This window comes from Salinicoccus sesuvii (assembly GCF_042648145.1).
Lineage (GTDB): Bacteria > Bacillota > Bacilli > Staphylococcales > Salinicoccaceae > Salinicoccus > Salinicoccus sesuvii.
This window is the reverse complement of record NZ_JBHRWV010000004.1, coordinates 121,629-135,716: the sequence shown is the minus strand read 5'-3', so window position 1 is coordinate 135,716 and position 14,088 is coordinate 121,629. Positions and strand designations below refer to the sequence as shown.

Sequence of the window (14,088 nt, the reverse complement as noted above, 5' to 3'; positions counted from 1 at the left end):
TATTTTTTACTATAGTGAAGGTAAATTCAATGGTAGAAAGGGCGTTGAGTCAGCAGTATAGTATGAAAATATTGCCTCTGCTAGTGTCTGCTACAACTGACTATGTCTTTATAGTTTCATTACTTGGACAATAAAGATATTGAATAGGTGGACTAGTGATGGGCTATATCAAGAGTGAAGCGACTAACATCAACAGCCTGCTGAACAACAGGTATAAAGTCCGGTACTATCAACGAGAATAAAATCGAAAGACGAAGCAGATCTAGGAACTGATAGAAGATATGATTAACCGCTACCGAGATATCAAAACACTCTTTCCAGCTAACGTGAAGATTGAAAATTTGCTGATTTTTATCCAAAAGCTGGTTCTGGTTGAAATCAATCTCAACAGCGAATAGAATGCTCATAAAGTATTTGCCCCCATGAACAATCGAAAGCTAAGATATTATAAAAAGGAGGAAATACATTGAGACAGAACTTCGAAAGCACCCCTAATACATCTAACCGTGTGGAAGCTAATTCAACAAAAGGTTTAGATAGAAAAATATGTATAATCTTTGATACGAATACCCTTAGGGGGAGTATTGATTTTGATTCTCCTGTTAGGCTAACAGGGAATATTGTTAAAATACATGACACCCTTATAGAGTTAGATATCGTTGAATTTGTAGATTTAGTTGTGCCAGATATTGTTTTAGAAGAACTTAGAAGACAATACATTGAGACTTATCAATCAAATGTCAAAAAATTAAAGAGTATCGTTAGAACCACTATATTACCAGGAATAGAGTTAAAATGGGATGAAACATTTAGTGTAGAAGAACACACTAACCAAGGACTAGAAACGATTCGTAATAATGTTCTAGATGAATATGGTATTTTGACTAATATGAAAATGCACGATGTTTCCTTTCATTCTATACTTGAGAGGGCTTTAGAAAAAAGGCGTCCTTTTGAAGGTGAAAAAGGGAAATCGGATAAAGGATTTAAAGACGCAGTTCTATGGGAAAATATGATTAACTATAAAGAAAATCATCCTCAATATGAAATTATACTTTTTTCAAAAGATAAGGGTTTTGATCAAGACTTAGAGAAAGAATATCACAGTACATTCGATGAACCAATTAAAATTTTTGGTGATCACGAAAAAGTATCTTCTTATTTAATTTCTATTTCTGAGAAAGTTTCATCTTCACTAGTTAAACAAATAAAGGAATCTGAATATGTAAAAGAGTCTCTTCAAAATAGTATAAATGATCTACAACTTCAATATAAGCACTGGTTAGAAGATTTAGAAGCTTATGGCTCAGGGGTCAGAATTTTTGAAATTACTGATTTCACTATCAACAACCTATTACCAGCTGAATTTTCTTCTTACGATATCGAAGGCGATTATTTTGCCTTAATTGAAGTACAGGCCAGGGGATCTCATGAGGGTCTTTCAAAAACTTTCCACTCAAATATATATGTAGATATTTCTTTGGATAAAGAAAACATTGTTTCTTTAGATATTATTGGACTAACACTTTCAGACGAAAATTATATATAAGGCTGCTACTTTTATCTGAATAGAATAATATCCTTAGTATTGAGCCAACAAATAAATGTAAGCATTGTAAGAGAGAGTAAACCTGCTACCTGCTAAATTTGAGCTCTTCTCCATCAGAGTACGGTTTTGTTATTTCTTAACCGACTACTCTCGTTACTCAAGTTAATTATCACAATCTAATAAAAATGTAGACTCTAGGATATTTATAATAGTATTGAATAGTAGCTTAGAATGATTAAGAGGCATATAAAAACTTAAATTATTAAATGGAGAACACATCTATAAACAATGCTTAGTAATATGTTGCCAAACTCTTATTCCGAATTGATGTGGAATTAGTATCATTGTTTGATTCCATTGAATCTTAAAATCATCACCTGCCGTATTTCGTATAACAGAAGTTACTTCAGCTGCTTTTAAAGGTTTCTCTAATAGTTCGAAGCGATTCAGGTGCATGTAGTGTTCTTCATTCTCATTATCTTCATAATCTTTTAATTCAACAATCCCAGTTGCTATCCCCCGACCAATGACTCCTACGTCACTTGAATATAAAAAAACTAAATCATTAGCTTCTATGGTATCAATGTAATACTTCCAAGGAGTATAGTAAGCTGCACATTTATGGTTTTGTACCATTTCTCTCTCAGATTTAGGATTATGGGCTTTATTTGTATTGATAAAGTAGACTTTGGGCATAATTTATTTCCTCCTTCTGTAGATAGAACATTTCATTAATAGATTACCATATATTTTCATAGATTGATGAGTGATTTTCATAGTTTGTTATTTCAGTTATAGTATTAGTAAGTAATGTACTTAAGGGAGTGTATTAATGGAAGGTAATGTACGGTACATAAGTGAATACTTGAGAGGTGCTACGAAGCTGATTATTCCTGTATATCAAAGAAACTATGATTGGAATCAGGAAAACTGTAAACGGCTCGTTGATGATTTGGTTACACTAAACGTAGAACAGAAACAAACACATTTCTTCGGGAGCATTGTAGTCAAACCTGGGGACTATTCACAGGAAATCATCATCATTGATGTCAACAAAGGATTACTACAATATCTTTGCTAATTCTAGCTATGAAAAATTATATGGATGCAAACAATATTGTTCAGCAAACGATTAATCCCCATAATTTAAATGATGGATTTCTGATCAACAGTTTCAGTAGTGATACAGATAAACAGAAGCTAAATTCCAACCCTCGCGATTTCGACGCATATAAGAAGCTATATGGTGATCCAAGAGTCCACAATCAAACATCAAATATCACAATCAACTACAACTATTTCTATCAGAGACTCGGAGAGATTGATATAACACTGGAGGAGTTGTTTGAATCTATTAATAAGCTTCAGGTGATGGTTGTCAATTTAAACTCACCAGATGATGATCCTCAGCTTATTTTTGAAAGCTTGAACTCGACTGGCGTAGATCTGACTAATGCAGATAAGATTAGAAACTTCTTGCTCATGAATGAAGAACGAAACTTTCAACTTGAATTGTTTAATAATTACTGGCAGCCGATTGAAGAAAGAACACATTTAAGAATGTCCGATTTCTTCAAGGACTTTCTTACTTTAAAAGAAGGAAGAACACCAGTCATTGCTAAAGTATATGAAGCTTTCGTAGATTTCTATGAGACATTGGAAAAAGAAGCTGCTTCGGAAGCTAATACCAAGAAAGAGTTCTTTAAGAAACTGTCCGAATACTCGATCGCATACCAGCATATTCTAAAGTTCAATACTGACAACAAGAAAATAAATGAATTTCTAAAACGTATAGAAGAAGTAAACGTTACAGTAGCTATACCGTTCATACTAGGAATTTTAAAAGATTACTCAGATAACAAAATTGATGCGCAACAAGTCATCTTAATCTTTAATATCATAGAATCATATATAGCCAGACGCTTGATAACAGCTATTCCATCTAACGCACTGAATAAAATATTCTCGACGCTGTATAAGGACATGAAAAAACATATCCATAAGTCGGATAATGCGGTATCCGAATCTGAAATCATTGCCTATTTCCTACTGTCTAAATCAAGTACTGGTCGATTCCCTACTGATCAGGAAGTTGAAGAGACGTTGAAATCACGGAATATGTATAATATCAGTCCAAAGATAAGAACATACGTGTTCGAAAGACTCGAAAACCATGGTCATATAGAAAATCTGAATATCTACGAAGGCGTTCAAAACCAGGATTACAGTGTTGAACACATTATGCCTCAAACATTAAGTAGGGAATGGCAGAAAGAACTAGGTGATAACTACCAAGAAATTCATGATCTATACCTGAATTCTATTGGTAATCTAACGCTGACTGGTTATAACTCCAAGTATAGTAACCGACCATTTACCGAGAAGCAAAATACAGAAAAAGGGTTTAAAGATAGTCATTTCGCCTTTTTAAACCGTCTTCCTGCGGCAAGAGAGACTTGGGGAGAATCTGAAATTATTGAAAGAAGAAATACAATCATCGAAAGAGCTTTGAAAATATGGGAGTATCCAAGTACTTCATATAATCCAGTAACCGTAATTCAGGAGATGGTTATTTTTGATGGGACACAAACTTTCAAGAATTGTTATATCAAAGGCTATACGTTTTTAGATGATAACTATGTTCCTATAGACACCTGGAAGGCAATGATGATTGAGGTTGTAAAAGTACTAGCTGAAAAAGACATCAATCCGCTTCTCAAGCTGGCCAATCTAGATCAATCAGGTTTGAAGTTAATATTTAATACAGAACCGCATGAGGAGAGAGTTCCGATAATTCCTGGGTTATATATGTTTGCCAGTTATTCCAATAGGGCTAAAATGAAGTACTTGATGGAACTGTTCGACATTTATGAAATAGCTTATGATGAGTTGAGTGTTGATATAATTAATAACTAGAATAAACGATATGAAATATCTATAAAAGAGCTCAGAGGAGAAGGGAGACAGTAATAGTTGTTACGTCTCTCTTTTTGAATGTGACTGTTATATACTGATTCTAATTAGGCTAAGATAAGTAATTCAAAATATAATAGCCATTTCCTTGAAAATCAATATGCTACCTATGTCAAGGTAAATTTTAGAGACCAGTGAGGAAATAAATTTGATTAATGACAACTAACTAAGTTCAAAGGAACTATCTTTAATAGCAAATATATGTTTTTTTAATCTCTCAGCATTCTCATTTTGACTGAAAAAATCGAATGACGATAAACTCTTAAACATTCCCTTTTCTCTGTTTCGTATAGTATTACTCATACCAAATTTTCTTGCCATAGAATCTAAATCCATGGAATAATGTCCTTCTAGGTCTGGAGAGTGTAGGATCAAATGAAAGTCTAGTTCTTCGCTCAATTGTTTTAAATATTGCGTTAGTGCCACTGGATGTTTTAAACGTGCACCAGTTGGATTTTCAAGATCATCATCTATTACAACTCTTATATTTTTCCCTAATATATTAAACAAAAGAACGAAGAATGGAATGAAGGTTTTGCCGTTTGGATTAAATACCTCAAGCGATACATCAAAACTATCCTTTATATGATTTAATGCAATAATATCAGATTGTCCCTCTACGATAAGTATTTCTTTATAAAATAGAGTACGATAAAATTGTTCGTCTTTTAAATATTGATTTAAAAAACTTTCAAATAAAGTATCATTATCTATGAAGCTTAACCTGTAATTAATCTGAGCACTTTCTTCAGCATTTATGTTTCTAACTATAGTACCAATATTTTCCCTGACTTCTTCATAACATTCTTTTATCTTTAAGCTACTTATACTTAATTGTTTGTATTGTTTTAACACAATAATATTTTCTAGGTTAACGTTAAGTAATCTCAATAATCTAGAGTTATGAGTTACTACACGCACCACTTTTTCATTCTCTATCAACAGTCTAATTAAATTTGCTACTTCTTTAAGATACTCTTCGTCTAAGAAGTTTTCAGGTTCATCAAAATAGAATAATTTTATGTTATTTAAGTTGTAGCTCAAAAGTATCTTTAAAAGGTTATTTAACTTCTCTTGTCCCATTGATTTATTAATTACTTGGTTCAACTTTTTGAATTTTTTATAGCAGAAATCAATAATATTTAAAGAATTAACAGATATTTCATCCTCTTCTAATAATCGATCTCCTCTACCACGCTGTTCTTCTTCGGTATAACTGTATAAAGCTTTTTCATAATCTATAATCACTTTATTTATTTTCTTAACAAATAAAGGATTACCGTCTTCGGTAATAAGTATACATTTTTCATCAACATTTTCCATTGATTGCTTGAGCGCGTGTGTTTTACCAGAGCCATTTGGACCAACTAGGAACAGTAGCTTTCTATCTAAATCTTTGATATCAACCATTGGTCATCATCCCATGCACAACGTAACAGTACTTTTGGAATAGAACAGATAAGTACCCCTCTTCTAGATTGTCGTTAATTCTCACTTGGTTTCTAATGTCCTTTAGGTTTTTTACATCTCTAAGATTAGGATTGAAGTTTTCAAGTTTAATTGAAGTAATATTCTCAATATTCATAATAAATATTCTAAACTCTTCTTGATCAGTTGGATCGTAAAAAGTTAATCCCATATCTATACTTTTTTTTATATTGTCTTCTCGTAGTTTATAAGATAGTTTTTGACTTGGTTGGAGCTTTTCTGACCAATTCCAATCAACCTCTAACTGCATGGCTGCCATTGCCGGACTAATTAAACCTGTCATATCTTTTGGGATAAAATTATAGGAATCAATTTCGTCTTTTATTGAAATTGGTAGTTTATTATATTCTGCTTCCCAAAAGACAACTTTGTCATCTAATACATCTATTAAATATTGATTTTCAGTATTTTCTTTGTTAATTATTACTACGTCGTAAAGGTAATAATGAATTTTCAACTTATCAAGAACTTCCTTTTGGAAACATACAAAACCTTCTGTTGTATCACCGTTGTAATGTGTACTATCAAGGCTTCTTGCTGTAGATGAATTTAAGTCAACTACTTTAATATTTCTTGCTGCCTCTCTTTCAATACTAAGTGCATTTATAGGAAGTGTTACACTTCCTAATATATACATACTATTGGCATTAATATCAGCTTTTACTATAGCATTATTACTTTGTACATTTTTAAAATTGTAATCTAAGTGTTTAGAGTGTGTTCTGTATTCGAACTCTGCAACTAACTCATATTTAGGGTATATATTATTGTCGGTTTTATTAATATAATACTTTAGGCTGCTTTTAATTATCATTAAATTATTGTCTATATATTGAAAGACAGGTTTTCCTTTAAGGTTGGAGTATTCTTCATTAAAAAATGTATTTACATGTGTAGGATTATCATATTCATATTCTGTGATGTAATCTGTGACTAGCAGAGGGTTAAGTTGGTATAACTTATTGGATTTAAAATTTCTATGAGTAACTACATTCTGTATAAATTGGTCATTTTTTGAGTTTATTGATTCTTCTTTTGGCTCTTCTAAGAAAAATTCAAAGTTATTCTTTAGCCAAGTAGATTTCAAAGGTATTGATTGATGTTTAACTACTAATTTTAAGTAAAAATCTTCTCCCTTTTCTCTTGTAAATAAACCTTCTTCTATTATAGCTGGAATATATTCATCAGTACTGAACTCGTCAAATATTAAAGTTATAATATCAACTATACTTTCGAGATTTTTAGTCTCTTTAAGTAAATGTAAGTATTCTCTTTGTTTCATTATATGTTCTCCTTTATCATTACAATTATGACATTAATAATGGGTGTATTGAAAGCTATTATTAATAACTACTTAGTTTAAAGTGGTCATTCGGACGCTCATAAAAAATTTAGACTGGCTGGATCTATAAATTATAACTGTTTAGGGTACGACTAAAGAGCTTTCTAACCTATTTTCACAATCGATATGTAATGAAATAAACTTCCTATGAAAAACTATAAATTGATGCAATTATACTTATTGATGCTCATACAATTTCTAAAGTTATAAGTAGACCTCATTATTTCTCTTCATAGTCGATAGTAATGTATTATAAGTTACAATTTAAAAATTATATTCACTATGCTATAAGAGGTACATGTTAAATACAAATAGTATTAAGGACATATATTTACACAATAAAATAAAAAGGATCTCTCTATAGTAGTTAAATAAGAAAAGAGATAGTAAAAACGAAGATACAAAAGAACCGAATAACAATACATGTTATTTTTCACTCTAATTTTTCGAAGTATAGCATTATGGAGATAAGGCTTATTATTCCGGAAAAGATAAGGTTAGCTTTTAGACTGTAATCTAAGCTTATGAAAGTAAGTATTAAAGCAACTACTGAAATAAAAAGTAAAATCAATTGTAGTTTGTTTTGCCCTTTGACAATATTATCTTGTTGAAGATCCATTATAGATGTATTCATTTCTTGATAATGAGAGTCTAGTTTTTTTTCAAAATCAAGAGGAAGAAGATTCTTTCTTAATATTAACGAAAATTCAGTTACCGTTAATAAAGTAGGGGATAGAGCTCTTTCCTTCAGTCTTTTAATAGAATAGATTTGTTTCTTTTTATTTAATAAATCCACTGGATCTACTTCATCCTTCGTGCCATAGATAGTACTGAGTTTTTGATAGATATGAATATCTATTAGTGAGTCATATAAAGAAGGATAGATATTAAGAAATATTGAATTAGTTATTTTATCGTCACTAGAGTTATATAGCTCTCTAATATTCTTATCGGCATAGATGAATGAGTGGTTTTTGTTACCAAAAAAATGGATGTTTTTAAAGCTGGCTATTTCATCTGTGTTAATAAACTCAGTCGCTTTTTTACTTGTTCTTATAGGTCTAAAAACTAAATTTAAAGTCGGCAGTTTTTCACTTAAATTTCTCTTTTCAGTTAATGTCTTCATTATAATAAAACTATATATAGTTTTATCTATTACTATATCTTCCGACAATAAGTCAAGTACGTTTTTTGTTAAGTAGAAATCTAAACTATTTTCATCTAATATCGAGATGCTCTTCCCTTTATAACTATTACTCTTATTCGAATATTGATATAAGTATGTATTAATATGTGCAATCTGATATAGTTCACTTACACGCATATAAGTATTGCAATAATAGTGAAAACATTCTATAAAACCATTTTCATAAACATTTATAACTGTAAAGATAGTGGTTTTTACCTTATCAGACTCTTCTAAAGTCAATTCAATAACTGAAGGCTTTAATATAAATGTTGTAAAGTTTAATGTGGAGTAACCTAAAAGGTCATTTATTCCAAAAATATTTGGAATTACTATACTATTTAAAGTTGACCAAGCTGCTTGAAAATCATTGTTTTTTTCGTTTAATAAAGTAATTGATTTAAGGTTCTCGTACAACTTTTCATCTAAGCTATCCAAATCTATATTACCGTAATCATTTCGATTGCACTTAAATATGTATGTATGATCGTTGGATTCAAGTCTCGATATTAAACTATTATTAATTTGTTTATTATATCTTGTAGATGAAATCAAGCTATAATCGATTAAGTACATTTTTCCAAACTCGTCAACCATACTTTTTCCTTCTTCAATTTTTGATACGTCTATTTTAATATAACTATCGTTATTCAACGTTTACCTCACCCTAACCTACTATAGTTAAGCTTAAACGAAACAATCATATTTGAAATAAATATAAATTTAGAAACATTGATGGGGTTGAGCGAACTCCACCAACGTTTAATGTTCTAATTGAATTTTTCTTTTGACTGAATGTGATGGTAGTTTTTACATCAATTTTTATCGTATGTAAATCTGCTTGAAGTTTTTTCCCAATGAACGGAATGTTCATTGGTATCAAAGCCACAACCTGTTTTATCTCCTTTAGTTTCTTTATGAACCTCATTTGTCGGTGTATGTCTTACAGTCCATTTTTATACCTCCCAATTTTAGTAAGATAAGACGAATAGTCGAATGCATTTTAATTAACAGTACAATATAATTATATCATCGCATCCATAAATTATCTATATAATCAAAATAATGTAAATATTTATTAGTGAATATGAATTTCTAATTTTACTCACAAACTAAAAACCTATCAGAAGTTTTCTATTGCCATCTAAAGAACTAATCCTCTTATTCATTTGCAATAATGCTTTTAGCAGATTAGTGATTAATTCATATCTAGCACAAGTGTGTTCATAAAAGGTAGGTAAACAGAAGCTTTTATGAATTAAGTGGATAAGAGGTTTGAGAATCTGAATTTTTTTTAATTGTTATCTAACTTTCTAATTTTGAATGTTGAAAAATGAAGTATTGTAACGTACCTCGTTTCAATACTTTGTTTCATTATTTCGAGATTAATAATCGGATACAGAAAACCCGAATAATGGACGTTTTTTATGCGTTGCCCATTATTCGGGTTATTTTTTATTAATCAAAAATAATTGTCTTATTGCCATTGTTGACTATTACTTTATGAAACACATGATACTCGACTGCTTGCGCCAATACCGATGCTTCTACATGGCGACCGATCTTTTTTAGACTTTTCACGTCATACCTGTGATTGACGCGTATGACATTCTGCTCGATGATTGGTCCTTCATCCAAATCTGCAGTAACGTAGTGGCTCGTCGCACCGACGAACTTGACGCCGCGTTTCCAAGCCTGCTTATATGGATTCGCACCGATGAATGATGGTAGAAACGAGTGATGTATATTGATGATTCTATCTTTGTAGTGATCGATAAAGTCATCGGATAGGATCTGCATATATTTGGCCAGAACAATTAGATCCACTTCATGGTCCTCGCAGATTGCGAGCATCTTCTCCTCGACCTTGTCTTTGGATTCATTGCTAGGTACATAATAGAACGGCACACCAAGACTTTCAGCAAAGTGCCTATTGTCTTCATGGTTCCCTACAGCACAGACGATTTCTGCTGGAATCTCGCCACGTTTGACTCTGAGTAGTATTTCATTGAACGCATGGTCCTCTTTTGAAACAAACAAAGCAATCTTAGTATTTACAGCACTATCAAACAGCTCGAAATCGATGTTCTTCTGTTCGAGTTCATGCTCCAGAGCAGCTTTCAAATCATCCACTTTCTCAAATTCAAACCTCAAATACAATTGACCTTCTTCAGAGTTGTCATGGTCATACTCGGTAAAATGATCCAGGTGTAGTATATTGGAACCATACTTTGAGATGATTCCAGTAATCAGGTTGGTGATGCCTACCTGGTCCTTGCAGCTTGCCAACAAAATATATTTATCATTCATGTTCATAATCTCCTCGTCTAAGTGTGCTTTCTTTATTTAAACCGGTTTAATTCTTTCAATTCATATATTGCGGTTGTGTCGTCCATTCATATAATGCATTTTCATGAATAGATATAATGAGTAGCATACTAAAAGTTCAAATAACTACGCAAGCAAAATGTGACAGTAGGAGTGAGGGAAGTTGCTGGAAACGGTATTCAATGGAGTTATAGAGGTGTGCTGGTCTATCACCTTTGATGCAGGAAGAAATTAAAGCCAGGAAGAATGGCGGAATTGTCGCATCTCCCTGGCTTTAATTTTATGACGTTGATTGCTGGTTTATCTAAAATGGTGAAGCTCACTTTTTCCAGTAGTCGAATAGCGGTCCATCATGCCCGAATACCGGATCGTATTCCGGGATTGGGACCTGCTTGATGTTCTCCACCTTTTCAGGACGTTCTTCCGCTTTCCCATAGCACATATCAAAGTCGACTCCACCAGGATAGGCGCCATAGTTTGCGTAGTCGTCACTCGCTTCTATTTTCTTATGACCATAGCCGGCTGGCAGGATGATGACATCGCCTTTTTCGGCTTTGATCTGCTCTCCCTGTTCACCGCCGAGCTGCAGTGTGGCAGTGCCGGCTTTGACCGCAAGCACTTCGTGGGTGTTGCTGTGGTAGTGGTGGAACGGATGGACCGATCCAAGCCACTCTCCGGACCAGTCATTGGCATTCAGTATCTCTGGAATATCATCGCCATCCTGGAACACATTCTTGTAGACGAGCAGGGGGAATTCCGGATGGTTGGGTATGCCACCATCATCTTGCGCTTTCAATTGAATGATTTTAATGTCTACAGTACGCTTCATTTTATCCCTCCATATCGTAGTTATTGACCATTTACCTCTTCAACCTGAAAGTAATCATCGTGTAGAATAGAAACTGGTTTCACAATGATGCGAGAAAAGAATGGAGGGCTTATCATCAACATAAGAGTATTAGATACAGACGATGCCAAGCAGTACCTGTTGCTGAGGCTGGAAGGATTGAAAACAGATCCGAGTGCGTTCGGTTCGACCTATGCGCGGGAAATCGAATTGTCACTTACGGACTTTGAACAGCGTATAGAAGCTTCCGACACTCAGTTTACTGTAGGCGGCTTTGACGGAGCAGAACTTGTGTGCACCGCTGCTTTCATTCGGTCACAAGGCGTGAAGTCGAAGCATAAAGGAAGCTTGGTCGCGATGTACTGTAAGAGTGAGTACAGAGGCACCGGCATCGCAAAAGAAGTGGTGCTTCATCTGATTGATCAGGTAAGGGGACTGGACGGAGTGGAGAACATCAACCTCTCAGTAGTTACTGAGAATATAAGGGCTCTGGCATTTTACGAATCATTCGGGTTTGAAATATATGGCACAGAACCGAAAGCGATGTTTGATGGTGAACGATATTATGATGAGCATCTGATGAGTCTCAATCTGAAGGATAGATGATTGGAGAACCTTGGCGACTCATCAAGGTCAAAAGGCATGTTTCCTGTAGAAATATAGGAAACATGCCTTTAATATTTTTTTCATATAATATCAAGGTCGGCGTGCACTTCGTGGCCTTGTGCATTCAGATGAACAGATTCAGGTTGCCGTTTTCCGCATCACCGATATAAGTGCCCACACCGCCGAAGTCAACGTTTGGCAGCAGTTCGTCACGCTCGATGGCCATGATGTCCATACTCATCGTGCAGGCAATCATCTTAACACCGAGTTTATCGGCTTTATCGATCATTTCAGTCAGGGCATCGACTTTTTTCTTCTTCATGACATGCTGGATCATCCGGCTTCCGAGTCCGAACATGTTCATGTTGGAAATCGGCAGTTTGGCAGCGGATTTCGGCATCATCATGCTGAAGGCCTTATCCAATCCGGTTTTTTTCTTCTTTGGTGCATTCGGATCCTTGATGATGTTGAGGCCCCAGAATGTGAAGAACATGGTGACGTCCTTGCCCATGCTTCTTGCACCGGTGGCGATGATGAATGATGCCAGTGCTTTATCCATGTCGCCACTGAATACGACCATGGTTGCGCCGTCCTTCGTTTCGACCATCTGGTGGGCATCTGAATCGTCTTTACTTACCGGTGCGTTTTTTTGCAGCACGACAACGACCTTGTCTGTTGATTTTTCATTTCTAAGGATTGTGTGGCCGGTCTTGTGTGCCCAAGCTTCTACATCGGAACAAAAGCCGAAGTCCGTCACCGTAATTTCCATCTGCTGGCCTGCTTCAAGTGTGCCCATTACTTCATTGACTTTAAGGAGTGGACCGGGGCATTGAAGACCGCTGGCTTCGACCATGATCCGCTTCGGATCAATCACAATATTCTCGGCTGATGCACCTCGATTTCCACCTACTGCATTTGCACTGTCGTATTGCCCCGTGTAGGCGGCGTAGCCTGCTTCCAGATTCACCGCGTCAAACCCATGGTCATTCAGTATCTCCACTGCGCTGGCGCCGCGTTTTCCGCGTTGGCAGTACACATGGATCTTTTTGTCCTTTGGAAGTTCCCGGAGGCGGGAGTCGATTTCATTTACAGATATATTAACCGCCTCACCAATATGACCCGCCTCATATTCGAACGGTTCACGTACATCCAAAAGATATTCATTTTCTTTGAACAGCTGGTCGGCATCATTAATATGGTACTTCGTTTGTGTATCGCTCATCGTCTTCACTCATCCTCCTGTTTCTTATACCTATAGGGATATGCATCTTTTTCTTTCATCGAATAGCGCACAGGTCTCATGAAGAGTGTCAGAAATACAGGTGACACCCATCTGCTTTTGTTCAGTAGTTTAACCACTTCCGAGTCCCATACAATGGCATATGGCCTATACATCGTTTACTTGTCGAACGCCAAAGGATTTTTAACTAACGAGGATATACATTCGCCGCTTGAGTACGTTTCTAGTTGCACTGAGCTGGATGCAGCTTCTGCCTTAATTAATCATTTTCAGTACGCCGTTGATCTGGCTCTGTTGCCGATGAATTCTATTGATAATTTCTTGTCGTAGTGTGCCTACATACCCAGTTCGGCCATCGGCGCGACCCTCTGGTTGTATTGATTATATATAGACGGGTGCATCCAGTCAAATACCAGCGATACATTGATTTAACGATGTCGCTAGGATTGGGGAGTGGATCCTTTCTCAATCTTTAAATAGGGGATTTACGCAACAGCCGTTGCCCGGGATGGATTAAAGTGATAAAATT

General features: G+C 34.8%; 14 protein-coding genes. 5 read left to right on the top strand and 9 right to left on the bottom strand.

Going from position 1 to position 14,088, the window contains the following annotated elements:
• Positions 1-152 precede the first annotated feature (152 nt).
• The gene (locus ACFOJ8_RS05170; RefSeq protein WP_380652547.1) at positions 153-407 is read right to left on the bottom strand and encodes a hypothetical protein; all 255 of its coding nucleotides are present in this window, start codon (positions 405-407) and stop codon (positions 153-155) included.
• Positions 408-466: 59 nt separating this feature from the next.
• Between ACFOJ8_RS05170 and ACFOJ8_RS05165 the strand changes: the two genes are divergently transcribed.
• Positions 467-1,549, top strand: a complete 1,083-nt coding sequence (locus tag ACFOJ8_RS05165) for a PIN domain-containing protein (RefSeq protein WP_380652548.1) — start codon at positions 467-469, stop codon at positions 1,547-1,549.
• Positions 1,550-1,828: 279 nt separating this feature from the next.
• On the opposite strand, the gene ACFOJ8_RS05160 is transcribed toward ACFOJ8_RS05165, so the two are convergent.
• Entirely contained in the window at positions 1,829-2,245 is a 417-nt protein-coding gene (locus tag ACFOJ8_RS05160) for a hypothetical protein (protein WP_380652550.1), read from the bottom strand.
• A gap of 136 nt (positions 2,246-2,381) precedes the next feature.
• Here ACFOJ8_RS05160 and ACFOJ8_RS05155 point away from each other — a divergent pair, with 136 nt between their 5' ends.
• Together ACFOJ8_RS05155 and ACFOJ8_RS05150 are read left to right on the top strand one after the other, a co-directional pair.
• Positions 2,382-2,630 (top strand): DUF262 domain-containing protein, encoded by a 249-nt coding sequence (locus ACFOJ8_RS05155; protein WP_380652553.1) that lies wholly within the window; start codon positions 2,382-2,384, stop codon positions 2,628-2,630.
• An 8-nt stretch (positions 2,631-2,638) separates the two neighbouring features.
• Positions 2,639-4,465 carry a DUF262 domain-containing protein gene (locus ACFOJ8_RS05150; RefSeq protein ID WP_380652556.1) on the top strand — a complete coding sequence of 609 codons (1,827 nt, stop codon included), beginning with the start codon at positions 2,639-2,641 and terminating at the stop codon, positions 4,463-4,465.
• 219 nt (positions 4,466-4,684) lie between these two features.
• Here the strand turns inward: ACFOJ8_RS05150 and ACFOJ8_RS05145 are convergent, their stop codons facing one another.
• The 6 genes from ACFOJ8_RS05145 to ACFOJ8_RS05120 all read right to left on the bottom strand — a co-directional run bounded on the left by ACFOJ8_RS05145 (position 4,685) and on the right by ACFOJ8_RS05120 (position 11,695).
• Positions 4,685-5,932: a hypothetical protein gene (locus ACFOJ8_RS05145; protein ID WP_380652559.1), complete on the bottom strand. Its 1,248-nt coding sequence runs from the start codon at positions 5,930-5,932 to the stop codon at positions 4,685-4,687.
• On the bottom strand, positions 5,925-7,292 hold the full coding sequence (locus ACFOJ8_RS05140) for a hypothetical protein (protein WP_380652561.1): 1,368 nt from the start codon (positions 7,290-7,292) through the stop codon (positions 5,925-5,927). Before ACFOJ8_RS05140 ends, ACFOJ8_RS05145 begins: the two co-directional genes overlap by 8 nt.
• Positions 7,293-7,785: 493 nt before the next feature.
• The gene (locus ACFOJ8_RS05135) at positions 7,786-9,192 is read right to left on the bottom strand and encodes a hypothetical protein (protein WP_380652563.1); all 1,407 of its coding nucleotides are present in this window, start codon (positions 9,190-9,192) and stop codon (positions 7,786-7,788) included.
• 46 nt (positions 9,193-9,238) lie between these two features.
• Positions 9,239-9,466 (bottom strand): hypothetical protein, encoded by a 228-nt coding sequence (locus tag ACFOJ8_RS05130; protein ID WP_380659889.1) that lies wholly within the window; start codon positions 9,464-9,466, stop codon positions 9,239-9,241.
• A 530-nt stretch (positions 9,467-9,996) separates the two neighbouring features.
• Positions 9,997-10,848, bottom strand: coding sequence for a formyltetrahydrofolate deformylase (gene purU / locus ACFOJ8_RS05125; RefSeq protein ID WP_380652566.1), 852 nt, complete (start codon positions 10,846-10,848; stop codon positions 9,997-9,999).
• A 337-nt stretch (positions 10,849-11,185) separates the two neighbouring features.
• Positions 11,186-11,695, bottom strand: coding sequence for a cupin domain-containing protein (locus tag ACFOJ8_RS05120; RefSeq protein ID WP_380652569.1), 510 nt, complete (start codon positions 11,693-11,695; stop codon positions 11,186-11,188).
• Between the two features lie 84 nt (positions 11,696-11,779).
• On the opposite strand from ACFOJ8_RS05120, the gene ACFOJ8_RS05115 reads away from it, so the two are divergent.
• Positions 11,780-12,319, top strand: coding sequence for a GNAT family N-acetyltransferase (locus ACFOJ8_RS05115; RefSeq protein WP_380652571.1), 540 nt, complete (start codon positions 11,780-11,782; stop codon positions 12,317-12,319).
• Positions 12,320-12,443: 124 nt separating this feature from the next.
• Here ACFOJ8_RS05115 and ACFOJ8_RS05110 read toward each other — a convergent pair whose 3' ends face one another.
• Positions 12,444-13,541 carry a DsrE/DsrF/DrsH-like family protein gene (locus ACFOJ8_RS05110; protein ID WP_380652573.1) on the bottom strand — a complete coding sequence of 366 codons (1,098 nt, stop codon included), beginning with the start codon at positions 13,539-13,541 and terminating at the stop codon, positions 12,444-12,446.
• Between the two features lie 78 nt (positions 13,542-13,619).
• Here ACFOJ8_RS05110 and ACFOJ8_RS05105 point away from each other — a divergent pair, with 78 nt between their 5' ends.
• Positions 13,620-13,889 carry a hypothetical protein gene (locus tag ACFOJ8_RS05105; protein ID WP_380659888.1) on the top strand — a complete coding sequence of 90 codons (270 nt, stop codon included), beginning with the start codon at positions 13,620-13,622 and terminating at the stop codon, positions 13,887-13,889.
• Positions 13,890-14,088 lie beyond the last annotated feature (199 nt).